Annotated in this window: 24 protein-coding genes; 17 read left to right on the top strand and 7 right to left on the bottom strand. The window is 41.8% G+C overall.

Going from position 1 to position 22590, the window contains the following annotated elements; all coding sequences use genetic code 11:
* Window positions 1-218: 218 nt before the first annotated feature.
* From AU255_RS03465 to AU255_RS03485, 5 genes are read left to right on the top strand one after another with little or no spacing between them, the layout of a single operon-like run.
* On the top strand, window positions 219-872 hold the full coding sequence (locus AU255_RS03465; protein WP_080521577.1) for a DUF938 domain-containing protein: 654 nt from the start codon (window positions 219-221) through the stop codon (window positions 870-872).
* A gap of 2 nt (window positions 873-874) precedes the next feature.
* Window positions 875-1453 carry a beta-class carbonic anhydrase gene (locus AU255_RS03470; protein ID WP_080521578.1) on the top strand — a complete coding sequence of 193 codons (579 nt, stop codon included), beginning with the start codon at window positions 875-877 and terminating at the stop codon, window positions 1451-1453.
* Window positions 1453-2187 (top strand): SDR family NAD(P)-dependent oxidoreductase, encoded by a 735-nt coding sequence (locus AU255_RS03475; RefSeq protein ID WP_080521579.1) that lies wholly within the window; start codon window positions 1453-1455, stop codon window positions 2185-2187. Before AU255_RS03470 ends, AU255_RS03475 begins: the two co-directional genes overlap by 1 nt.
* Window positions 2188-2196: 9 nt before the next feature.
* Window positions 2197-2805, top strand: a complete 609-nt coding sequence (locus AU255_RS03480; RefSeq protein ID WP_080521580.1) for a DUF1326 domain-containing protein — start codon at window positions 2197-2199, stop codon at window positions 2803-2805.
* A gap of 10 nt (window positions 2806-2815) precedes the next feature.
* A complete protein-coding gene (locus tag AU255_RS03485; protein ID WP_233144541.1) occupies window positions 2816-3550 on the top strand; it encodes a DUF2182 domain-containing protein in 735 nt (244 codons plus the stop codon).
* Window positions 3551-3941: 391 nt separating this feature from the next.
* On the opposite strand, the gene AU255_RS03490 is transcribed toward AU255_RS03485, so the two are convergent.
* On the bottom strand, window positions 3942-4334 hold the full coding sequence (locus tag AU255_RS03490) for a hypothetical protein (protein WP_080521582.1): 393 nt from the start codon (window positions 4332-4334) through the stop codon (window positions 3942-3944).
* Between the two features lie 188 nt (window positions 4335-4522).
* Here AU255_RS03490 and mnmH point away from each other — a divergent pair, with 188 nt between their 5' ends.
* Both mnmH and selD read left to right on the top strand, forming a co-directional pair.
* A complete protein-coding gene (gene mnmH / locus AU255_RS03495; RefSeq protein WP_080521583.1) occupies window positions 4523-5632 on the top strand; it encodes a tRNA 2-selenouridine(34) synthase MnmH in 1110 nt (369 codons plus the stop codon).
* A complete protein-coding gene (gene selD / locus AU255_RS03500; protein ID WP_080521584.1) occupies window positions 5632-7833 on the top strand; it encodes a selenide, water dikinase SelD in 2202 nt (733 codons plus the stop codon). Before mnmH ends, selD begins: the two co-directional genes overlap by 1 nt.
* 333 nt (window positions 7834-8166) lie before the next feature.
* On the opposite strand, the gene AU255_RS03505 is transcribed toward selD, so the two are convergent.
* From AU255_RS03505 to trhP, 5 genes are all read right to left on the bottom strand, one after another.
* Window positions 8167-9576 (bottom strand): aldehyde dehydrogenase, encoded by a 1410-nt coding sequence (locus AU255_RS03505; RefSeq protein WP_080521585.1) that lies wholly within the window; start codon window positions 9574-9576, stop codon window positions 8167-8169.
* 337 nt (window positions 9577-9913) lie between these two features.
* Window positions 9914-10867 carry a 4-hydroxy-3-methylbut-2-enyl diphosphate reductase gene (gene ispH / locus AU255_RS03510; protein ID WP_080521586.1) on the bottom strand — a complete coding sequence of 318 codons (954 nt, stop codon included), beginning with the start codon at window positions 10865-10867 and terminating at the stop codon, window positions 9914-9916.
* Between the two features lie 7 nt (window positions 10868-10874).
* The gene (rraA, locus tag AU255_RS03515) at window positions 10875-11360 is read right to left on the bottom strand and encodes a ribonuclease E activity regulator RraA (protein ID WP_080521587.1); all 486 of its coding nucleotides are present in this window, start codon (window positions 11358-11360) and stop codon (window positions 10875-10877) included.
* Window positions 11361-11417: 57 nt separating this feature from the next.
* Window positions 11418-11612, bottom strand: coding sequence for a YgaP family membrane protein (locus AU255_RS03520; protein ID WP_080521588.1), 195 nt, complete (start codon window positions 11610-11612; stop codon window positions 11418-11420).
* A 13-nt stretch (window positions 11613-11625) separates the two neighbouring features.
* Window positions 11626-12972 carry a prephenate-dependent tRNA uridine(34) hydroxylase TrhP gene (gene trhP, locus AU255_RS03525; protein ID WP_080521589.1) on the bottom strand — a complete coding sequence of 449 codons (1347 nt, stop codon included), beginning with the start codon at window positions 12970-12972 and terminating at the stop codon, window positions 11626-11628.
* Window positions 12973-13474: 502 nt separating this feature from the next.
* On the opposite strand from trhP, the gene rpsF reads away from it, so the two are divergent.
* The 5 genes from rpsF to AU255_RS03550 all read left to right on the top strand — a co-directional run bounded on the left by rpsF (window position 13475) and on the right by AU255_RS03550 (window position 17430).
* Complete coding sequence (gene rpsF, locus AU255_RS03530) at window positions 13475-13918, top strand: 30S ribosomal protein S6 (protein ID WP_080521590.1); 444 nt, start codon at window positions 13475-13477, stop codon at window positions 13916-13918.
* A gap of 23 nt (window positions 13919-13941) precedes the next feature.
* Window positions 13942-14172 (top strand): 30S ribosomal protein S18, encoded by a 231-nt coding sequence (gene rpsR, locus AU255_RS03535; protein WP_080521591.1) that lies wholly within the window; start codon window positions 13942-13944, stop codon window positions 14170-14172.
* A gap of 19 nt (window positions 14173-14191) precedes the next feature.
* A complete protein-coding gene (locus AU255_RS03540) occupies window positions 14192-15127 on the top strand; it encodes a YybS family protein (RefSeq protein ID WP_080521592.1) in 936 nt (311 codons plus the stop codon).
* Window positions 15128-15143: 16 nt separating this feature from the next.
* Complete coding sequence (gene rplI, locus AU255_RS03545) at window positions 15144-15593, top strand: 50S ribosomal protein L9 (protein WP_080521593.1); 450 nt, start codon at window positions 15144-15146, stop codon at window positions 15591-15593.
* Between the two features lie 532 nt (window positions 15594-16125).
* A complete protein-coding gene (locus tag AU255_RS03550) occupies window positions 16126-17430 on the top strand; it encodes a 3-deoxy-D-manno-octulosonic acid transferase (protein WP_080521594.1) in 1305 nt (434 codons plus the stop codon).
* Here AU255_RS03550 and AU255_RS03555 read toward each other — a convergent pair.
* On the bottom strand, window positions 17374-18084 hold the full coding sequence (locus AU255_RS03555) for a ComF family protein (RefSeq protein WP_080521595.1): 711 nt from the start codon (window positions 18082-18084) through the stop codon (window positions 17374-17376). The genes AU255_RS03550 and AU255_RS03555 overlap by 57 nt on opposite strands.
* 114 nt (window positions 18085-18198) lie before the next feature.
* Between AU255_RS03555 and bioB the strand changes: the two genes are divergently transcribed.
* Genes bioB through bioD form a run of 5 tightly spaced genes read left to right on the top strand, consistent with a single transcriptional unit; the run spans window position 18199 to window position 22586 of the window.
* Window positions 18199-19185, top strand: a complete 987-nt coding sequence (bioB, locus tag AU255_RS03560; protein ID WP_080521596.1) for a biotin synthase BioB — start codon at window positions 18199-18201, stop codon at window positions 19183-19185.
* Window positions 19186-19190: 5 nt separating this feature from the next.
* On the top strand, window positions 19191-20351 hold the full coding sequence (gene bioF, locus AU255_RS03565) for an 8-amino-7-oxononanoate synthase (RefSeq protein WP_408606469.1): 1161 nt from the start codon (window positions 19191-19193) through the stop codon (window positions 20349-20351).
* The gene (bioH, locus tag AU255_RS03570; RefSeq protein WP_080521598.1) at window positions 20348-21124 is read left to right on the top strand and encodes a pimeloyl-ACP methyl ester esterase BioH; all 777 of its coding nucleotides are present in this window, start codon (window positions 20348-20350) and stop codon (window positions 21122-21124) included. The genes bioF and bioH overlap by 4 nt, the downstream gene beginning before the upstream one ends.
* Window positions 21124-21918: a malonyl-ACP O-methyltransferase BioC gene (gene bioC, locus AU255_RS03575; RefSeq protein WP_080521599.1), complete on the top strand. Its 795-nt coding sequence runs from the start codon at window positions 21124-21126 to the stop codon at window positions 21916-21918. The genes bioH and bioC overlap by 1 nt, the downstream gene beginning before the upstream one ends.
* The gene (bioD, locus tag AU255_RS03580) at window positions 21915-22586 is read left to right on the top strand and encodes a dethiobiotin synthase (RefSeq protein WP_080521600.1); all 672 of its coding nucleotides are present in this window, start codon (window positions 21915-21917) and stop codon (window positions 22584-22586) included. The genes bioC and bioD overlap by 4 nt, the downstream gene beginning before the upstream one ends.
* Window positions 22587-22590 lie beyond the last annotated feature (4 nt).

Raw genomic sequence — 22590 nt, forward strand, 5'->3', positions numbered from 1 at the left:
ATATATGCGCAGGGTGCTCTTGAATATGAATTTCAATTTTTGAAGTAATACTGCACAACATAGATAAATAAAAAATAATAAGTTATTGTTTTATATTGAAAAATTAAATGGTATGGAATATGCTGCCTTCTTTATAGAAGGCTGGCATTAATTACAGTTAGTGTTCTAAATGGATTATAAAATATAAAAAAAACAATACTAATAAACGAGGTTCCTATATGAGTACTGAAAAACCCCCTTTAGATCCACATCCTTTAAGTGAATACGTCGCGTGGGCCGGTAATCGTAACCGTGAACCTATCTTAGGGGTCTTAAAAGAGAAGTTACCCAAAGATTCAGGCCGAGTACTGGAAATGGCCAGCGGTAGCGGTATGCATATCAACTATTTTGCTCCACATTTTGAGCATTTGCATTTTCACCCCTCGGACAGAGATGTTGATGTTTTTGATAATATCAAAAACCTTAGCCGCGAGCATGGAAATGACAATATCGCAGATCCGGTTCATCTCGATTTAACTAAGCCAGAAACCTGGTTTAATGAAGAAATGAAAGGTTCTTTCGCTTCTATTTTCTGCATTAATATTTTTCAGGTTGCGCCAATTTCTATTGCTGATGGCATGATGGAATGCGCGGAACACTTACTGAGTGATGAAGGTTTTTTGTTGATTTATGGGCCTTTTCAAGTCGAAGGTGAATTTTCAACAGAATCAAACCAGGAATTTCATCAGACTTTAAGTTCAGCTGGGGTGCCTGAATGGGGGTTAAAAGATGTTGCTGATTTAAAAGCGGCTGCAGCGAAACATGGGCTGGAATTAAAAGAACAAATCAGCATGCCGGCTAATAACTTTTCTCTTGTCTTTGGAAGAATTTAATTATGTCAAAAATACTGACTGAAGTTTTACGTGCTAACAGGAACTATAGAAGTGATTTTGATAAAGCTGATTTACCGATGCCGCCAGGACGTCAATTTGCCATTCTAACCTGTATGGATGCCAGATTAGATCCCGCCAAATATGCGGGGCTTGCTGAAGGTGACGCGCATGTTATTCGTAATGCCGGTGGTCGTGCCAGTGATGATGCTATACGTTCTCTGGTCATTTCTTACAAACTCTTAGGTACCCGCGAATGGTTTGTTATTCATCACACGGATTGTGGCATGGAAACCTTTACTAGTGAAATTATGACTGAACTGCTAAATAGTAGCCTTAAAACCGCGTCAGTTGATGCAGATGGCTGGCACGATTGCTGTGAAGGCCCAGGTTCAACAGAAGGTAAATATATTAACTGGCTTACTATTAAAGACCAGGCGATAAGTGTTACTGAAGACGTTATCAGAATTAAGTCGCATCCCTTAGTACCGTCTGATATTCCGGTTTATGGTTATATTTATGATGTTAAAACCGGCGGTTTAATTGAAGTACCTACAGCAACTGAAGCGGGTCAGGCAACGTAATGAGTCAGCAACCTTCAGCGGTTATTATTGGAGTTGGACCGGAACGCGGTTTGGGTGCCACATTGGCAAAACACTGTGCTGCAAAAGGATTACATGTCTATATAGCGGGGCGTAGTGAAGAAAAACTTCTTCAAGTGGTTAATCGTATTGTGGAAAATGGCGGTCAAGCGACTTCCGTGGTAGCTGATGCGACGCAAGAATATGATATTAACCATTTGTTTGATGTTATTCATTTTGATGGTGCTGCACTAGAACTTGCTGTCTACAATGTAGATAGCAATATTCCTGCGCCTATTTTAGAGACTCAGGCAGAAACTTTTACCAGGCTATGGCAGCAAAATTGTCTGGGTGCTTTTTTATTTGGCAAAGAAGTCATTGAGTGTATGCTACCTAATAAACAAGGCACTCTTATTTTTACCGGTGCCACCGCCTCTCTAAGAGCAAAACCACCTTTTACAGCGTTTGCATCGGCAAAAGCGGCATTAAGGTCATTAGCGCAAGGCTTGGCGCGAGAATTTTCTCCCGCAGGTATTCATGTTGTGCATGCTATTATAGATGGTGTGATTAATGGTGACCGTGCTGCCCAACAATTTCCTGATTATTACCAATCCAAAGGCGAAGAGGGTATGCTAAATTTGGAGGCTATAGCCGAAACTTACTGGTCTATGCATTGCCAGCACCCTAGTGCATGGACACATGAATTAGATCTTAGGCCTTTTAAAGAACCCTTTTAGGTGAAAATAATGACTGAAAAAAATGATTGGAAATTACAAGGCAGTTATTTTGAAACTTGTAACTGTGAAACGGCTTGTCCTTGCATTTGGTTACAAGATCCTTCAGAAGGTGACTGTAAATTATTGGTCGCCTGGCATATAGATACAGGTCACCTTGAAAACAAAGCTCTGGACAACCTTAATGTCGCACTGGCCTGTTATGCACCGGGCAATATGAAGGACGGTAACTGGCAAGCGGCTTTATATATAGATGATCAAGCGGATGATGCTCAGGTTGATGCCATTACCCAAATTTTTAGTGGCCAACACGGAGGGCATTTAGCCATTTTGATGAGTTTTGTTACTGAAGTCTTAGGCATCAAAAAAGTTAAAATTGATTATCAGGAAGATGGCAAAAAACGCAGGATGTCCATTCCTGGCATTGCCCAGGCAGAAATAGAAAGCATTCAAGGTATCACAGGGAGCGAGTCGACTATTAGCAATCCACCGTTATGTGTTGTCAGTAGTCATCCTTCAATCGTTGCCAAATCCAATCAGTATCAGTATCAGGATTTTGATAAAGACTGGCAGTTCAGTGATCGTAACGGTTACTACTCAGCCTTTACTTATCAGCCTTAACTTATTGCCTGTGCCGAAAATCCTTATTCTACTTATTGTTATTACTCTCACCGCATGGGGCTTTCTGGTATATCAATATTGGCAAATGAATACTTTGTCTATGTCGGAAATGTGGATGCCGCCCGAATCGGCCTGGCAATGGCAACTCACTGATTTTGCGGTTGTCTATACGATGTGGGCAGCCATGATGGCGGCTATGATGCTACCTTCTGCTGTGCCGATGATTAAAGCATATAGTAAAAGCTGTCAGCAACGTTATGGAAATGACGCGCCTTTCAGCATTCTTTTTAGTCTCGCTTATCTACTGGTCTGGCTGGTATTCAGTGTGCTATTAACCGCATTGCAATGGCAGTTACACGGATTGCAATGGCTTTCCGCCATGATGGAAAACAGCAATGCGTTTTTAGCCGCCGGTATCTTGATTATGGCAGGCATCTATCAGTTTACAGCATTGAAGAATGCCTGCTTGCAGCACTGCCGCTCACCCTTCAGTTTTTTGTTAAATTCCTGGCAGAATGGCAGACAGGGCGCTTTTAATATGGGGCTTATTCATGGCGGTACCTGTTTGGGATGTTGTTGGGCCCAAATGTTGATTATGTTTGCTGTTGGTGTTATGAACATAACGGCGATGGTACTCATCACTTTATTTATTCTGCTGGAAAAGAGCTTGCCTGCCAATGAACAACTCCTCAGTAAAACAGCAGGGGTGATGTTATGTGTTTGGGGCGGCTTTATTTTACTGTAAAAACTTTCTTCTTCGAGTTTTATAAAGGTGCCCTTTTTATAATCAAATCTTTGCTATAAACCGCTTGTTATCGGCGTAAGAAATTAGCTGCTATTTATATGATACTTATTTACATTTCATATAATGCTTTTGGTACACACCGGTCACTATTGCTGATTTGCAAATGACAAGGGAATCACATGCCAATCTGACTGACTGTAATAAATTGATAGCAGCATTTCAATTTGCGATTTTATTGTGATCAAATTTGACAATAAAATAAGCAAAGCCTGGTTGGTATCACTTGTTACAAGCGTTATTTCCTGATTTTTGATCGACAAATATGTAGCAATAGCTTTAAGTCAGTACTCTAAACAAGGCAGAACTGACTGTGTTAAATTAGCGCTTTAGATTAAGCATCTTCCTGTTCTGGTCTTTCAGCTTTGAGAAGTTCGGCGATAAGCTCTACGTGAGATGACATGTGTGCCGGGACAGGAATTTCCCATTCTTTTTTTGCAATACGGGAAAGAATATTACCCAGCCAGATGCGGTTCGATGTGGCTTGTTGAATGACAAATTTGTAGGCCCCCTCTTCGGTAATAATGGCAAAGTCTTCCAGCCAGACATCAATCGTTTCTGATTCACCAACGAGTTGTATTTGTACATATACCTGTCGCGTTTCAAGGTCAAAATTAAAACCTGTTAATGCTGCTATGTCTTTAAGAACGATATTTGCTATCAATTTAACGACGCTATTGGGGGTCAGTTTTATGGCTATTTTTATTATATTTGCTTTAAAACTCATTTTTTTACCTCATTCTGATAATGTATGTTCTTTCATTTTACCCTTTCTTTACTGAGCATATTTAAATTGTTATAAAAATCGACCTGATGATGTACAAGTATCAGCTATAATAAAAAGCTAATATTCTATCGGTTAAAAACATACACCTCCGTTATTTCCGAAATTAATCAATATTGAGACGGCGTATAATGATCAGGCAAGATGCAAATGATTACCTAAGGCTTTTTTTACAAGACATACCCTTAATGGATGTCCGGGCACCTGTTGAATTTAATAAAGGGGCTTTTCCAAATAGCCAGAATATTCCCATTCTTGATGATCAGCAGCGCGAAGCCGTAGGTACTTGTTATAAGCAGGATGGTCAGGATGCTGCGATTGCTTTAGGTTTACAGCTGGTCACTGCTGAAATTCGTGAACAAAGACTGGAGCAATGGAAACGGTTTGTAAATGCTCATCCAGAGGGTTTTCTGTATTGTTTCCGTGGTGGTTTGCGTTCACGCACGACACAAGCCTGGTTGAAAGAGCAGGGGATTGACTACCCGCTTATTAAAGGCGGCTATAAAGCCATGCGCACTTATTTGTTGCAGCAAATGGAAGTCAGTTCAGAACAGATTCCATTGGTGATTTTAAGTGGATTTACCGGTTCAGGAAAAACACATGTCTTAAAGAAAACCAGTCATCATGTTGATCTGGAGGCACTGGCTAATCATCGGGGCTCTGCTTTTGGTAGTGATGTGAATGATTTTCAGCCTACTCAGATAAACTGGGAAAATCAATTATCAATTGATTGCCTCAAGCATCGACATCACTATCCACAGTCAGGATTATTACTGGAAGATGAAAGTAAACGTATAGGGCGCAATATTTTGCCGGATTGTATCCACCAGAAAATGGAACAAGCACCCTATATATTCCTTGAACGCGAGCTGGAGCAGCGTGTAGCAATTATCCGTGAGGATTACTTTACAAGCAGTTGGCCGCTTTATCAGCATCAATTTCAAGATGCGGCGGATGAAAAGTTTTCCTCTTTTATGCTGGGGGGGCTGGCGCGTATAAAAAAACGTCTGGGAGGCGTTCTTTACCAAAACATAAATGCCTCTTTTACGCTGGCTTTGGAGCATTTATTTGCAACGGGTAAAACAGAACTATTTGACGCAGGTATCCGTTTGTTACTGCAGAAATACTATGATCCTATGTACCTGTATCAGTTAAAAAATAAACAGCGTGAGCTTTTATTTCGTGGGGCCGAGTCAGAAATTCTGGCCTGGGCTGATGATCACTTAAAGACGATGACATAATGAACCTGGTGCCGATATTTAAAGATCTTGTATTAGTCGGAGGCGGTCATACCCATGCACTTGTGTTACGCAAGTGGGCGATGAATCCGTTGCCGGGTGTGCGCATTACCTTAATCAGCCCTCAGGCTTTGACGCCTTATTCAGGGATGCTACCTGGATTGATTGCGGGGCATTATAGTTTCGAACAAACGCATATCGATCTGGTGAAATTGTCATTGTGGGCTAATATTCGCTTTATTCAAGACAGCGTGACGGCAATTGATGCTGCAAGCAATACTTTAGAATTGAAGAACCGTCCTGCTACAGAGTTCGACGTGGTTTCTATTGATATCGGTTCAACACCGAATCAAAGCATTGAAGGCTCTGCTGAATACACGACACCGGTTAAGCCTATCAGTGAATTTTATCAGCGCTGGAATCAAATTCAGAAACACGCTCAACAACAAAAAATTAGATCGCTGGCGGTTGTTGGCGGTGGCGCCGGCAGCGTTGAAGTTATTATGGCTATCGCTTTTAAACTCAAACAGTTTAATACATCTATACAGTATCATCTGATAACAGCCGCTGATGATATATTGCCCGGCTATAACCGCACAGTCATAAAGCGAGTAAAACAACAGCTTAAAAAATATCATATTGAAATTCATAGCTCGACCCGGGTTGCCAGGCTTGGTCAAAATACTATTTATTGCCAGAATGCCGATTCGATCGTAGCTGATGAAATTATATGGTGTACTCAGGCGGCAGGTTCAACATGGTTACAACAAAGCCAAATTGAGTGTGATGATGCGGGGTTTATGAAAGTCAGGCAAACCTTGCAATCTTTAAGCTACGAGCATATTTTTGCGGCCGGTGATATTGCTAATATGGTTGCAAATCCCAGGCCGAAAGCTGGCGTGTATGCAGTAAGACAGGCAGATACTTTATTTCATAATCTGCGTGCGGTGTTGCTCGATAAATCATTGCTTGAATATCGACCACAGGATGGTTTTTTGAGCTTATTGGCTCTGGGTGAAAAGCGAGCAACCGGCTCAAAATCATTGTTTAGTTTCTCTGGCGATTGGGTCTGGCGCTGGAAAAGTTCGATTGATAATAAATTTATGCATCAGTTTCATCAATTACCCGTGTTGCCGATGGCTTCCGCAACGATGATTAATCCGGCGCTCATAGCAGATGCAGAAAAAACAGAGCAACATGATCCGTTAAAGCGCTGCACTGGCTGTGGAGCAAAAGTGAGTGCGAGTGTGTTACAGCAAGTGCTTAACGATGTGCTGGGTATCGGTTACTATCAGCCCCAGGATGCGGTGCGCATTAGTAACAATGCCGAGATTATTTATCAAAGCGTTGATGCCCTGAATGCGTGTATTGACGACCCCTGGTTGTTTGGGCGGATTGCGGTTAACCATGCGCTGAGTGATCTGTATGCAATGAACCTGAAACCGGAGTCAGCACAGCTACTCATTACCCTGCCTTATGCCGGTCAATCTATACAAAAAAGGCAATTAAAGGCGCTATTGCAGGGAATTTCCTTACAACTTGAAACCCTGCAATGTCGTTTTGTGGGCGGGCATACTTCAGAGGCAAGCGAGCTTTCAGTGGGCTTAGTGGTTAATGGTATTCTGCAGGATAAACCTTTATTTAATAAACAAGGTTTAAATCCCGGTGATAAGCTGGTTATCTCCAAACCCTTGGGAACAGGAGTGATACTGGCCGCTGCAATGCAGGATAAATGTGATGGAGTGATTTTTAATCAGGCCATACACTCTATGTTGCAAGCAAATGACCAGGCAGCAAGGGTTCTGAGCAAACTTAATGTCAAGGCATGTACCGATGTAACAGGCTTCGGGCTGTTAGGGCATTTGCATGAACTGTGTCTGGCATCGGCTTGTTCCGCCAGCCTGAATTTAAATGCCATTCCATGCTTGCCAGGTGCCGAAGCGCTAGCCCGAAAAAATATTAAAAGCAGTCTTTACGCGCAAAATCTAAAGACTTTTGCGGCAATGCAATGGCCAGACGCGATCACTCAGCAATCCCGTTTCAATCTGCTTTTTGATCCGCAGACCTCGGGTGGATTGCTGGCTGGCATACCCGCTAAGACCTATATTGAACTTGATAAAAGCTTCCATCAGCAGTTTTATACTATTGGCGAAGTGTTGGCGTTTGATGATTCATTAGTGCGTATTCAAATTCAGGATACCTGACCTTATTCTATATAAATCAAAATCTTACTGACTTTTTAAGATGCCAAGGTGAGACTTGAATGCGTAGGTTGGTGCTGAGCTAGCGAAGCCCAACAGGATATTTCGCCGAATTTGTTGGGCTTCGTGCCTCAGCGCCAACCTACATTAAGCTTGCAGGGTATCAAGTTATTTTCCGTGAGATCAGGTTGTCTGAACCTCAAGAAATGTCTGAGCAAACCCATAGTTACTCTCTAAATTTAGTTGACAAATAAGTGGCCGCTCTTGTCTTTTAAATTATACCCGAGTGACTGGCCTGTTGTTGCATTCCGTGACACAGAACCTATAAACGAAGAATCACTTCAGAAACTTACGCAGCAGATTTATTTTATTACCATACGGCGCATAAGTTAAGGGATTATCCATCCAGCTAGCGCTCTTAAGTACACCTTTTTTATGTGAGAAACATTCAAAACCATCAAAACCATGGTAAGCCCCCATGCCACTTTCACCGACACCGCCAAATGGCAAATGATGATTACCTGCATGGAAAATGCAGTTGTTAATGCAGGCTCCTCCAGACTGAATAGTGTTAATGATTTCCTGCTGAACTGCCTTGCTTTCACTAAATAAATAACAGGCCAGTGGATGATGTGGTAATTGATCTACAATGTTATAAACTTCATCCAGCGTTTCATACTCCAATACCGGTAAAACCGGGCCAAATATCTCATCGGACATCACTTTGTCAGCTAAAGTTACATCACGCATCACCGTAGGCGCAATATAGCGAGTTGCTGCATTGCTTTGTCCGCCAACTATCACTTTTTTTTGATCAATTAGGCCGCAAATACGCTGAAAATGGTTGTCACTGACGATACGTGCAAAATCAGGGCTGGTACTGGCATCTTTACCATAGACTTTGATAATGCGCGCTTTAATCTTGTTTAGAAACGTTTCTTTTAGTGATTTATGCACTAAAACATAATCCGGTGCGACACAGGTTTGCGCTGCATTCAGAAATTTACTACTCACTATACGATTAACAGCAATATCCAGCTTGGCGTCATCATGGACGATACACGGGCTTTTTCCGCCTAACTCCAGAGTAACAGGCGTTAAATTTTTAGCCGCAGCACTCATAACAATAGAACCGACTCGAGGACTACCGGTAAAAAAGATATGCTCAAATTTTTGTTGCAGTAAAATCGTAGTTTCGTTGACTTCACCTTGGATATAAGCAATATATTCCGGGGCAAAGGTTTCACTGATAATTTTGCGAATAATCGCACTGCAGGCAGGTGTCATCTCCGATGTTTTTATGACAGCGGTATTGCCTGCTGCCATGGCAGCAATCAAGGGCGCAAAAGTCAGCATTACTGGATAGTTATACGGTGCGATAATCAGATTAACACCCAACGGAGAATAATAAATACGGCTGGAGCCCGGCTGGGTCAGCAGCGCAGTCATGCGCCACTTTGGCTTCATCCAGCTTTTGAGTTTACTCAGTGTTGTTGATAAATCATGAAGTGTAAACCCCGTTTCAGATAGATAGGATTCAAACTCTGGCTTGCCCAAATCCTGTTTTAAGGCGACATGCATTTCAGTTTCGTATTTGATCAACGCAGCTTTAAGTTTTTGCAGATTATCACTGCGGCTCTGATAACTTTTGGTTGCACCTGATTTGAAATAATCATGTTGCTTGGCAACTATCTCGATAATTTCTTGTTCAGATGTTGCTTTATTGTTTAAGTTATCAGTCGTCATATTTATATTTCCATAATGTTTATAAAACAGTAGAGTGGAATTTGTTCCGCTGTTAAACGAGCTTAGTAGTTTAAGCAGGCTAAAGCCGGTTCTACCTCTTTATACAATTTAATACGCCTGCATCGATTTAGTGCCCAAAACAGATAAAGAATAGTACATTCACACATATAGCTAATTAACAGGAAATGACTTATCAAATTTACATTTTTTTTAAAATCTCAAATGTGACAGAAACATCTTAATTTATGATTTAATCTGACAGACTCCTGGGAGAGTGGACAGATTTTTCTTGTCCACATAAATATTAACCAGCCTGATAGCCTGTCAGTCAGTTTGATCAGCGTTGTTGCATATGTAGTTGTAATTCTCTAGGTAATGTAAAAACAACTTTTTCTTCAATGCCTTTAATCTCAGTGACTGTTTCGCCGCCCCATTCCTGTAATTGTTTAATAACTTCCTGTACAAGTACTTCAGGAGCGGATGCGCCTGCCGTTACACCGACAACATCAATACCAGTGAACCAGTCTTTATGCATGTCACTTGCAGTATCAATCAAGTAAGCTGACTTCCCTAGTTGCTCTGCAATTTCCCGTAAACGGTTTGAGTTAGAGCTGTTAGTTGAGCCCACAACCAGAATAATATCAGCTGTTTCAGCAAGGTCGTGAACAGCATCCTGACGGTTTTGCGTGGCATAGCATATATCATCTTTCTTTTGCTCTTGAATATGCGGGAAGTGTTCGTGCAGTGCATCGACCATGATGCTGGTATCAGTCATTGATAAGGTGGTTTGAGTTACGTAGGCTAGATTTTTCGGGTTATTAACTTTGACAGTTTTGACATCCTCGGGTGTTTCAACCAGGTATATAGCGCCATTCTCAGTGCACTTTTCATATTGCCCCATTGTGCCTTCTACTTCAGGGTGGCCTGCATGTCCAATCAGGAAAACCTCTCTATCCGCTTTAGCATGTTTAGCAACCTGAATATGAACTTTTGTAACCAGAGGGCAGGTTGCGTCGAAGACGGTAAGGTTTCTTTCTACAGCTTCTTGCTGTACTTTTTTGGACACACCGTGTGCACTAAATATCAGATAAGAGCCTTCAGGGACATCGGATAATTCTTCTATAAAAATAGCGCCTTTTTCTCTGAGACCGTCAACTACGGTTCGGTTATGTACGACTTCATGACGGACATAAATTGGAGCGCCAAAAGCTTCGAGAGCACGGTCAACGATTTCAATTGCGCGGTCTACGCCAGCACAAAAACCTCTAGGGTTAGCAAGTTCAATTTTCATGGTTTTTTTAAGTTAATGGATTTTGGGAAACAATAATGCCGTCGTTATCTGCATAGAGATAATGATCGGTTTTAAAATGAACGCCGGCAAACACACAGGTATTATCACGTTCTCCAGGCCCTTTTTTATGGCTTTTTAATGGGTACGTGTGTAACGCGCGAATGCCAATGGGCAGCTGGTTAATCACATCAGAGTCGCGGATGCAGCCGTAAATAATAATGCCCTGCCAGCCATTTTGGTAAGCAGTATTTGCCAGGTTTTCGCCAAGTAGAGCACAGTGGAGAGAGCCTCCTCCGTCAATGACTAAAATGCGATGGCTAACTTTTTTTTCTAATAATTCACGTATTAAAACATTGTCTTCAAATACTTTAACGGTGCTGATTTGTCCAGAAAAACAGCGCGTTGAGCCAAAAGCTTTGAAAATGGGTTCAGCTATTTGAAAGTCGGCAGCTGATGAATGCTTGTCGCAAAGGTCGGCAGTTGTGAATGTCATGCAATAATATTGGGATAGTAAGGCATAGAATCAAGCTTCTATGCCTTGTGATGTTGTTTATTCTGTGTCACTTGTTTTACAGGTTGATATGCCTAAAGGTAGATAAGCTGGACACCAGTTAATCAAGCCTGTTGCTATGGGAATAATGCCAATGGCACCCCACCAGGATTGAAAATATGCCCCCGCTGCAATAATAATGATGCCTGCAGCAATTCTAATTTTTTTATCGAGTCCACCAACATTAGCTTTCATAATTCTTGCCTCATTAAAAATAACGGGCTAATAAGCCCAGTTTATTCTGGAACGCGGGGATGGGAATTTTAACTTCATAGCCGCCGCCTGATGCTACCTGCATTTCATGTCCATACATATCTTCCATGCGTTTGACGATAATATCATGATTTCCATCTGGGTGTATAAACTCCAGTTTGTCACCAACTGAGAACTTATTTTTTACCAGAATTTCAGCGAGTCCCGTGTTTTCATCGTAAGCCCTGATTTCACCGCAAAATTGTTGCTGATGGCTTTTAGAGTAGCCCGATATATAGTTTTGATGTTCGTGGGTGTGGTGGCGTTGATAAAAGCCATCGGTATAGCCACGATTGGCAAGGTTTTCTAATATACCAATCAGTTCGGGTTGAAAATCTCTACCTGCCAAGGCATCGTTTATCGCCTGCTTATAGGTTTGCGCTGTTCTTGCAACATAATAATGCGATTTGGTGCGACCTTCGATTTTTAGGCTATCGACACCTATTTCTACCAGACGATGCACGTGTTCAATAGCGCGTAAATCTTTGGAGTTCATGATATAGGTGCCGTGCTCATCTTCCATGACGGGTAAAAGTTCTCCCGGGCGACCTTCTTCTTCGAGAAAGTAGACTTCATCAGCAAGCGGATGGCGCTCAGCACCGCCACAGTTGGCGGTGCTGGCATTTAAGTCGTTCATAGAGATGGCGCTGCCATCCAGAACAAAATCACCTTCTGCATTTTCATGGGCTGGTTTGGTGTCATATTTCCATCGACATGAATTGGTGCAAGTGCCTTGATTAGGGTCGCGATGATTAAAATAACCTGATAATAAACAACGTCCGGAATAGGCAATGCAGAGTGCACCGTGGACAAAAACTTCCAGCTCCATATCGGGGCATTCCTGACGGATTTCGGCAATTTCATCAAGTGACAACTCGCGCGATAAAATAATGCGTTCAACCCCCATTGTTTGCCAGAATTTAACGCTCGCAAAATTGACTGTATTGGCTTGTACGGATAAATGTATCGGCATGTCAGGCCAGTGTTCACGGGCCATCATGATTAATCCCGGGTCGGCCATAATGAGTGCGTCAGGTTGCATGGCAACAATAGGTGCAATATCCTGGATAAATGTTTTAACCTTGGTATTATGGGGAATTACATTGGTTGCCAGGAAAAATTTTTTCCCTAAAGCATGTGCCTCGGCTATGCCTTTTGCGAGATTTTCGTCAAGAAAGTCATTGTTACGTACCCGTAGGCTATAACGCGGTTGCCCTGCGTAAACAGCATCTGCACCGTAAGCGAAAGCATAACGCATATTTTTTAAAGTGCCAGCAGGGGAAAGTAGTTCGATTTTTTTCATGATTTATTATAACGGTGATTGTTTATATATTTTACCTGATTGCGTGCTGCTAAAATAGTTTAGATATTTTGTGATAATAGCTTATTTAGCCAGTTTATTTTTTATGTTCACTGATGAAGCCTAATTGGCTGACATTTATTCAGTTTTAAATTCGTTTTTATTATTAAGCAAGACATAAAATGTGTGAAGGACGAAGAGGCAAATGATTGTTTAATAAGAGGATGAGCATTAAACGGGGGGTGTTTTTTTGTCATCGAAGTTATCGCAATAAAATACAGGAAATAAATGCTGCAAAACTTTTCAAGTTTTTGATGTTTCTTAGGGTAAGCTGAATGACACTGCCGGAAATAAGCCCGTTATTTGCAGGTAAGTCTTAAATCAACTTTTTTGCAATATAAGTAAATATAAAATATAATGCTCGGTTCTTTAATGGGGCGTCAGAACCCTCCTTGTCTTACTATCTATTTTAAATGATAGAAGGCTTTAACCCGAAAGGAAAATTATGCGACATTATGAAATTGTCTTTTTAGTTCATCCTGATCAAAGCGCTCAAGTGCCGGCAATGATAGATCGTTATCGTGCATCTATTGAGGGTGCATCAGGATCTATTCATCGCTTGGAAGATTGGGGGCGTAGACATCTAGCCTATCCAATTAAAAAGCTGCAAAAAGCACATTATGTATTGATGAATATCGAATGTGATCAAGCAACTCTTGCTGAGTTGGAAAGTAGCTTCCGTTTTAATGATGCGGTGCTGCGTAGCATGACTTTATTGATGGCAAATGCGGTTACTGGAGCATCGGTTATTGCATCAGCATCTGTAGAAGAAGTTAAGGCAGAGAGAGTAGCGCCTGAAGTGCAAACTGAAGAAGCTGTTGCAGAGCCTGAAGCAGAAGCAGCAAAAGCAGAAGATGCTGATACTGATTCTGATTCTGATAACATTTAATAAAATACATAGAGGTTAAGCTTATGGCACGTCAAATGAGACGCAAAAAGCATTATACTTTTGGTGCGGAAGGTGAAAGCAATGCAATCGATTATAAAAATATCGAACTGCTTGGTGAATTCGTAACTGAAACAGGAAAAATTGTTCCTAGCCGTATTACGGGAACGACTGCAAAAAATCAAAGACAAATAACAACCGCTATTAAACGTGCGCGTTATATTGCCTTGATTCCATTTTGTGACGCACACGAATAATTAACATCAGGTTGGCACAGTGAATTTTTTAGCGAATTTTATTATGAAAGGAAGAATGCAGGCGATGGCGGTTGCTTCTTCTTTTGCTTTGCTTTCACTTCTTATGCCACCTGTCAGTATTGTAAGTTCAGCAACAGTAGCATTGATTACATTGCGCCGTGGAGCGTATGAAGGCTTGTTGGTATTATTCAGTGCCAGTCTTGCTGCTGCAGCATTAGGTTTAATGGTTATAGGTAACTTCCAATTTGCTTTTGGCTATGTGCTTGTTTTGTGGCTTCCGGTCTGGGTGCTGTCAATTGCATTGCGCGAAGGCCGACATTTGTCGCTGGCTTTTGAAATCGCTTCTGCATTAGGCGTGTTGTTTGTTATAGGTTTTTATGCAATTGCTGAAGACCCTGCTCTGTATTGGCAGACAGTGTTGAATGGAATGATTCAGCCTATGTTGCAGGCATCTGAAGTGCCCGTAGAGCAGATTGAGCAGACGGTTGTCATGTTGGCCAAATATATGACCGGCATTATTGCGATAGGATCTGTTACAGGATTATTACTAGGCTTGTTATTGGCACGCTGGTGGCAGGCTAATCTATATAATCCCGGTGGTTTTGGCCGCGAATATCTGTCTCTGAGTATGCCGTTGCGTTTTACTATGGCGACGATTATCATTTTTATAATTGCTGCGGTAACCAGCGGAATAGTTTCAGAGCTGGCATGGAACATAGGTATTATTTTATTTATGTTGTATGCCTTTATAGGAACAGCCATTTCGCACGCTTTAATATCGACCTTTAAGGCGAGACGCTTTTTATTGCCGTTCTTTTATATAAGCGTTTTTGTTGTTCCACATATAGTGATACCGGTAGCGATTATTGGTATCAGTGATACGTGGCTGAATTTACGAAAAAATATCCCCCCCCATCCAGTACTTAAAAGTATTGTGAAATCGGTATGCCGATAACTATGAGGAATTAAAGATGGAAGTTCTTCTTCTTGAGAAAGTTGTAAACCTAGGTAACCTAGGTGATAAAGTAAGTGTGAAATCAGGATATGCTAGAAATTATCTGGTTCCACAAAAAAAAGCTGTAATGGCGACAAATGAAAAAATTGCTGAATTTGAAGCGCGTAGAGCTGAACTTGAAAAAGCGGCTGCTGAAAAATTAGCGAAAGCTCAAAAAAGAGCAGATGCATTGAACAAAATTGAAGTTGTTATTGCTCATAAAGCCGGTGACGAAGGTAAGTTGTTTGGCTCTGTAGGTACGCAGGATATTGCTGATGCAATGACGGCTGCCGGCACTGACGTTGATAAGAGTGAAGTGCGTTTACCTGAAGGAATTATCCGTTTTATAGGCGAATATGAAATTAGCGTGAACCTTCATGCCGATGTCACTGAAACGGTAACAGTCCAGGTTGTTGCAGAAGTCTAAGTTTTGATAGCATTAATTTTCGCTGGTGTGGTAATTAGCCATTCCAGCGATTTTTTTTGTTCTAAATTTAAGTCGATTTATAAGTCTAGCTCCCTTTAGAATATGGTGCTTGCAAGCCAATACACGCTGGTATTGCTGAATATCATCAAGCATTATCCTGGAAACCGCAGTTGAGCACGGATTTTGTGGGAAATCTGAGTGTGAAAGACAAGGCACAGCCCGCAGGCCGTAGCCCTTGGCAAGAGCTGTAACGCCGTATTTCGTGCTCAGATTTATCCACAAAACCGTGAAACGGAATATAGTCACCCGACAGGTGACAAGCATTTACGATCATTATATTTAATATTCAGTCACTTATAATGTTTTATAGCGGTCAATTGCGGTTTCTAGGATTATGCATGAGCCCATGTTTTAACATTAAAATCTGGCTCTCTGTTCCCGTTTTTTAGTATATCGTTCGTATATACTTCATCTTTTTTTGTATTATTTTCTTGAGGTATTAGCCCAGTGCTTAGGCGTGGATATTGACACTATGTATTACTTCTATATTGCTTTGTTTTACCTGCTATTACCTTTTTGGTCTATTTTTCATTATGTCAGAGGGCTAAAGAAGAAAGATTACCATGCTCGATGGAAAGAATTTTTAGGCTTTTATGCAAAAAATCATGCTCAGCAAGTCATCTGGCTGCATGCGGCATCAGTTGGCGAAGTTGAAGCCGCCAATGCCTTGATTAATTATTTTCACGATAACTCTGTTTATCCTGTGTTAGTAACCACAAGTACAGAGCCTGGATATCAACGTGTTCTGGCTTTGCAGGGCAATAGAGTCGAGCATGTGTATATGCCTCTAGATATGCCTGATGTCATGTCGCGTTTTTTTAATCATTTTCAGCCCCGGTTAGTGCTGATTATGGAAACGGAGATCTGGCCGGTTTTGTTCACAAAGTGTGCAAATAAATCGATTCCTCTCTTTATCGTTAATGCAAGATTGTCCGAAACATCTGCTAAAGGTTACCGAAAGCTGCGTTTTTTCTTGCAAAAAGTCTTTGCTGGTATTTCAGGTGTTATTGTACAAACAGAAGTGGATGCATTGCGCTATCGTGATATAGGTTTAAACGCAGAAAAAATCAGCGTATCAGGTAATATTAAGTTAGATATGATAATTCCTGCGTCTATAAACGAACAGGCCGCGCAAATTAAGCATAATTTATTCCCCGGGCGCCTGATTTTTATTGTTGGCAGTACTCATCAAGGAGAGGAAGGACTTTTTTTAAGTGCATATCAACGTTTAAAGCAACAATTTCCATCGCTATTATTAATTTTGGTGCCACGTCAGCCAAAACGAGCGCATGAAATTTCCAGCTTATGCCTGGCAGATAAGCTTAGTGTTGTCAGGCGAACAGAAAGTAAGCCCTGTGCGGAATCTACGGATGTATTTTTGGTGGATACTATTGGCGAACTGAAGCAAATGTATGCGGTTGCAGAGTGTAGTTTTGTTGCGGGTAGTATGGTGCCTATTGGCGGGCATAATATTTTTGAGCCGATATTACTGGATGTGCCGGTATTATTTGGACCCTACATGAAAAATTCTGAACTATTAGCCCAGCAGTTACTTGATGCGAAAGGGGCGGTGCAATGTTTTAATGTGGAAGATATTGTTAACAATGTGGCGCTTGTCCTGAGTCAGCCACAAGTGAAAAATCAATTGGTGAGTGCAGGGCGTGTTTTTGTTGAGCAAAATAAGGGCGCGTTAGGCAGAACGGTGGAAGTAATTAATCGTTTATGTGGCACGCGCACAAACCCAGACATCAACCTGACTGACACCACTCGACTTTAGGGTTTTAGCCAACTCATTAGCTGTTGCGCCAGTGGTCATTACGTCATCCAAAATAGCAATATGTCTGGCTTTAGGTGTTTTTATCATCTTAAAGGCATTTTTAATATTTTTGTGTCTTTGCTTTGCTGTTAAGGAAATTTGATGAGGTGTGTTTTTTACATGTAGACAACAGTTGTTATCAATAGGGATAGACAATTTTTGCGCAATAATTTTGGCGATTTCCAGAGTTTGATTAAAGCCCCTTTGCCGGTAACGTTTTGGGTGCAGTGGTACAGGAATAATGAGTTGTGGAAGCTCCGCATTTGTAGCTAGATAGTCTGTGAGTAGCAGACCTAGTAAACGAGAATTTTTATAGGCACCATTAAATTTGCAGCGATTAATCAGGTAACGCATTGCTCCCTTATGCACAAAAGGTGCATAGGTTCTATCAAAAGCGGGATGATTCTTCAGGCATTCACCGCATAATTGTAGATTCAGGCTGTCGCTTGCAAATGGTTTTGCACAACAATAACAATGATTTCCTCCTTTTATTAACCCGTTGTAACAGGACTGGCAGAGGTCCATGTGCTGCATGCCTCGATTTCCACATAAGATACAGCTAGGCGGTAGCAAACTATATTGTATAATATCGTACCAGTTGTTTACTATTTTCATTATATTAGGTTGATTAGTTTTGACTTAATCGATCATCCTGAAAAAATTAGTTGTGCTAGATGTTGTGAGTAACTGATTTTTATTAGAATAATACTGACCGTGGAGGTTAACAGAATGTCATCACATCCAATTAATGCTAATTCTATACTACGTCATAACTGGCAGCTAGAGGAAGTGAAAGCTTTATTTAGCCAGCCGTTTAATGACTTGCTTTTTCAGGCGCAAAGCATTCACCGCAGTCATTTTGATCCCAATGAAGTGCAAATCAGCAGCCTGTTGAGTATTAAAACCGGTTCATGCTCGGAAGATTGCGGGTATTGTCCGCAAAGCGCGCGTTATGATTCAGATTTAACGCCAGAAGCACTGATGCCCGTTGAGGAGGTCTTGAAATCGGCACAACAGGCAAAGGAAGCCGGTGCCTCACGTTTTTGTATGGGTGCTGCCTGGCGTAGTCCTAAAGATAAAGATGTCGCACGAGTCGTAGAAATGGTGAAAGGTGTAAAAGCATTGGGTATGGAAACCTGTGTGACTCTGGGGATGCTAAGCGATGAACAGACTAAAACCTTAAAAGAAGGCGGTCTGGATTATTACAATCATAATCTGGATACTTCAGAAGATTATTATTCAGAAGTGATTACTACCCGAACTTATCAGGATCGTTTGGATACTTTAGAACGAGTACGCGATGCCGGTATTAATGTCTGCTGTGGTGGTATTGTCGGCATGGGTGAGAGTGATGATGACCGGGCAAATCTATTAATTGAATTGGCGAATTTACCTAAGCATCCGGAAAGTGTGCCGATTAATATGCTGGTACAAGTGGAAGGCACACCTTTGATGGGGACCGATAAGCTGGAGCCATTTATGTTTATTCGTATGATTGCCGTCGCACGTATTTTAATGCCGCATTCTCGGGTCAGGTTGTCCGCAGGGCGTACAGATATGTCTGATGAAATGCAGGCTCTGTGTTTTTTTGCAGGCGCAAATTCTATTTTTTATGGCGATAAGTTATTAACGACTGATAACCCCATGACGAATCATGATTTAGCTTTATTTGATCGTTTGGGTGTGCGGTCAGCTGGTTCGAGCTACGCAAGCTAATGTTGATGGATTCGAGTGGTCTAGCGGAGTCACTTGAGTTATTAAAGCAGAACAATTTATATCGCTCCAGACGGGTGATTGATTCTGTCCGGGGTGTCAATGTACTGGTGGATGGTCGAGAGCTTATAAATTTTTGCAGTAATGACTATTTAGGCCTGGCGAGTCATCCGGATGTCGTCGCATCATTCCGGCGAGCAGCTAATCAATATGGTGTTGGTAGTGGCTCTGCGCATTTAGTTTGCGGGCATGGGCGAGAGCATCATGCTTTAGAAGATGAACTGGCGGAGTTTACCGGGAGAGACCGTGCCTTATTATTTTCAACGGGTTATATGGCAAATCTGGGTGTTATAACGGCGCTGATGGGCAAGGGTGATGTTATTTATCAGGATAGACTGAATCATGCTTCTTTATTAGATGGCGGTTTAATGTCTGGAGCACGATTTAAACGCTACTTGCATAAAGATATGCACAATTTACAACAAAAAATGCATATCCAGTCGCCGGGGCAAAAAGCAATGATTGTAACGGATGGGGTATTTAGTATGGATGGTGATTACGCCCCTTTACAGGCATTGTCTGCCTTGGCACAGCGACAGGCTGCTTATTTAATGGTAGATGATGCGCATGGCTTTGGTGTGTTAGGTGCCACTGGTGCTGGTTTGGTGGAGCAGTGCCAGTTAAATCAACAGCAAGTGCCTGTGTTAGTCGGTACATTAGGCAAGGCATTTGGTACCAGCGGCGCATTTGTTGCGGGTTCTGACGTTCTGATTGAAAGCATCATTCAAAAAGCCAGATCCTATATTTATACCACAGCTTTACCCCCGGCTATTGCCGCTGCAACTAGAACAAGTTTGCTTTATGTTAAGCAAGATAATTGGCGTAGAGATAAACTAAAGAAACTGGTGCAACGTTTTCAGGCAGGTGTCAGGCAAATAGGTTTATCATTAATGCCTTCTGAATCGGCTATTCAGCCTATTATGCTAGGTGGCAGTCAGCAAGCAGTACAGGCCAGTGATTATTTATTTCAACAAGGATTTTGGGTCAGTGCGATACGTCCACCGACTGTACCTCAGGGAAGTGCGCGCTTACGTATTACCTTTTCTGCCTTACATAATGAACAGCAGGTTGATCAGCTATTGAGTGCCTTAGAGTATTTGCCGGTATGACGGCTTTGCATCAGGAAATATACGGGCATGGTGAGCCGATCGTCATGCTGCATGGCTGGGCAATGCATACAGGGGTATGGCGAGATTTTGCGCAATTGCTGGCGGCAGAGCATCAGGTTGTATGCCTGGATTTGCCAGGGCATGGACGAAGCGCGAGTATTGCTCCTTATACTTTAGACGCAGTCGTGGATGCAATCTATACACAGCTACCTGAAAAGGCGAGTGTATTGGTGGGCTGGTCACTGGGTGGGAATATTGCATTACGACTGGCGGAAAAATACCCACAGCGAATTAAATCCTTACTGCTGATTGCCAATAACCCGCATTTTATCGAAATAGAGTCATGGCCAGGAATGCCTCCCCAGCTTCTTCAAGAGTTTGCTAATAATTTACAAAACAACTGTATGCAGACCTTATGGCGATTTTTGAGTTTGCAGGTGCAGGGGAAGGCAGATGTCAAATCCAGTTTAAAGCAAATTAAACGGGCCATGCAAGAATGTGCTCTACCTGATCCTGATGCCTTGATGGCTGGCCTGAGCATGTTACAGACAATTGATCAAAGAGACGCTTTAAGCAATTTAAACAAACCTGTACGGATGATTTTAGGAGAGTTGGATACCCTGGTGCCGGTATCTGTAGGTAAGCAGTGTCAGTTATTATCCGCGCAGATTGATATAAAAGTTATTCCCGGAGCGGGACATATACCTTTTATCTCTGATCAAAAGCTGTTATTGACTCTTATACAGGAATTTATGTTACGGAGTAATCGTTAATGGCAGGAATTGCACTGGATAAAAGACACATCAGACAATCCTTTGCCAATGCAGCGCAAAGTTATGATGCAATGGCTGTTCTGCAACGCCAGGTGGGGCGTGAATTAATCGCTCAGCTTTCCTTCTCGCATGATGCTTTAGTGGTCGATGTAGGCTGTGGGACTGGTTTTTTTACCCAGCAATTACGCGACAGATCGGTTTTAAAAAATATTATAGCTTTGGATATAGCAATGCCTATGCTAATTAAAACCCGGCAACGGCTAAATGATAATAATGTTCCATTACTGTGTGCTGATGTGGAGCGGCTGCCAATAGCAAGTTTTAGTATTGATGCGATAGTGTCTAATTTAGTCTTGCAGTGGTGTCAGGGTTTAGATCAGTTATTTGTTGATGTGCGTCGAGTTTTACGAGCTCAGGGTCAGTTTGCATTTTCTACCTTTGGCGAGAGCGCGTTGTGGGAGTTAAAATCGGCTTGGGCGAAAGTTGACGATTATCCGCATGTAAATGATTTTTGTAGTTTGCCGGAAATTAAACAATTCATGCGGGCAGCAGGCTTCATAGATGTGCAGTTAGAAAGTCGTGTATATCAGGTCAAATATGGAAGCGTTATCGAACTTATGCGTGAGTTAAAAGGCATCGGTGCGCATAATGTTAATCAGGCACGTAATAAACAGTTAACCACTAAGAGAAATTTACAGTCTTTGCTGGCAGCTTATCCAGTAGATGATGACGGCAAGATTACGGCAAGCTATGAAATTATTTATGTACAGGCAAGATCAGGACAGAACATATGAGCCAGGGTTATTTTATAACTGGAACAGATACCGGAATAGGTAAAACCTGGAGCACAATTTCCTTAATGCAGTATTTTAAAAATCAGGGTCAAACTGTCCTTGGCATGAAGCCTATTGCTTCGGGCTGTGATCAAGTTGATGGGTGTTTAAGAAATGAGGACGCGCTATTAATACAACGGCAAGCATCGCTAATTCTACCCTATGAAGATGTCAATCCTTATGCATTTGCCTTGGCAGTTTCACCGCATATTGCTGCTGAACAGGCGGGTGTTGAGATAGATCTGGATAATATTGTTGAAAAATATCAGCAAATTGAAAAACTTGCTGATGTTGTGCTGGTTGAAGGCGTAGGCGGGTGGTTAGTGCCTTTGAATGCACAGGAAGATGTGGCTGATTTAGCTTTAAAACTGGATTTACCCGTTATTGTAGTTGTAGGTATCCGTCTGGGATGTATTAATCAGGCAAAACTGACATTTGCAGCTATACAGCAGTCAGGGGTGCAGTGTCATGGCTGGATTGCTTCCTGTATTGATCGGGAGATGTTGATGTTAGATGAAAATATACAGACGCTCTGTCAGTCGACAGAGATGCCATTATTGGCTGTATTGTCATATATGGAAAAGCTGGATCCTGAATGCTTTTCCAGGGAGGTTCGCGCTAAACTTTGATACC

The organism is Methyloprofundus sedimenti, from assembly GCF_002072955.1.
GTDB lineage: Bacteria > Pseudomonadota > Gammaproteobacteria > Methylococcales > Methylomonadaceae > Methyloprofundus > Methyloprofundus sedimenti.

Bases quoted from the DNA above. Each gene is read 5' to 3' on its own strand.
- AU255_RS03465 (WP_080521577.1), top strand. From the start codon at position 219: ATGAGTACTGAAAAACCCCCTTTAGATCCACATCCTTTAAGTGAATAC.
- AU255_RS03470 (WP_080521578.1), top strand. From the start codon at position 875: ATGTCAAAAATACTGACTGAAGTTTTACGTGCTAACAGGAACTATAGA.
- AU255_RS03475 (WP_080521579.1), top strand. From the start codon at position 1,453: ATGAGTCAGCAACCTTCAGCGGTTATTATTGGAGTTGGACCGGAACGC.
- AU255_RS03480 (WP_080521580.1), top strand. From the start codon at position 2,197: ATGACTGAAAAAAATGATTGGAAATTACAAGGCAGTTATTTTGAAACT.
- AU255_RS03490 (WP_080521582.1), bottom strand. From the start codon at position 4,334: ATGAGTTTTAAAGCAAATATAATAAAAATAGCCATAAAACTGACCCCC.
- mnmH (WP_080521583.1), top strand. From the start codon at position 4,523: ATGATCAGGCAAGATGCAAATGATTACCTAAGGCTTTTTTTACAAGAC.
- selD (WP_080521584.1), top strand. From the start codon at position 5,632: ATGAACCTGGTGCCGATATTTAAAGATCTTGTATTAGTCGGAGGCGGT.
- AU255_RS03505 (WP_080521585.1), bottom strand. From the start codon at position 9,576: ATGACGACTGATAACTTAAACAATAAAGCAACATCTGAACAAGAAATT.
- ispH (WP_080521586.1), bottom strand. From the start codon at position 10,867: ATGAAAATTGAACTTGCTAACCCTAGAGGTTTTTGTGCTGGCGTAGAC.
- rraA (WP_080521587.1), bottom strand. From the start codon at position 11,360: ATGACATTCACAACTGCCGACCTTTGCGACAAGCATTCATCAGCTGCC.
- AU255_RS03520 (WP_080521588.1), bottom strand. From the start codon at position 11,612: ATGAAAGCTAATGTTGGTGGACTCGATAAAAAAATTAGAATTGCTGCA.
- trhP (WP_080521589.1), bottom strand. From the start codon at position 12,972: ATGAAAAAAATCGAACTACTTTCCCCTGCTGGCACTTTAAAAAATATG.
- rpsF (WP_080521590.1), top strand. From the start codon at position 13,475: ATGCGACATTATGAAATTGTCTTTTTAGTTCATCCTGATCAAAGCGCT.
- rpsR (WP_080521591.1), top strand. From the start codon at position 13,942: ATGGCACGTCAAATGAGACGCAAAAAGCATTATACTTTTGGTGCGGAA.
- rplI (WP_080521593.1), top strand. From the start codon at position 15,144: ATGGAAGTTCTTCTTCTTGAGAAAGTTGTAAACCTAGGTAACCTAGGT.
- AU255_RS03550 (WP_080521594.1), top strand. From the start codon at position 16,126: ATGTATTACTTCTATATTGCTTTGTTTTACCTGCTATTACCTTTTTGG.
- AU255_RS03555 (WP_080521595.1), bottom strand. From the start codon at position 18,084: ATGAAAATAGTAAACAACTGGTACGATATTATACAATATAGTTTGCTA.
- bioB (WP_080521596.1), top strand. From the start codon at position 18,199: ATGTCATCACATCCAATTAATGCTAATTCTATACTACGTCATAACTGG.
- bioF (WP_408606469.1), top strand. From the start codon at position 19,191: ATGGATTCGAGTGGTCTAGCGGAGTCACTTGAGTTATTAAAGCAGAAC.
- bioH (WP_080521598.1), top strand. From the start codon at position 20,348: ATGACGGCTTTGCATCAGGAAATATACGGGCATGGTGAGCCGATCGTC.
- bioC (WP_080521599.1), top strand. From the start codon at position 21,124: ATGGCAGGAATTGCACTGGATAAAAGACACATCAGACAATCCTTTGCC.
- bioD (WP_080521600.1), top strand. From the start codon at position 21,915: ATGAGCCAGGGTTATTTTATAACTGGAACAGATACCGGAATAGGTAAA.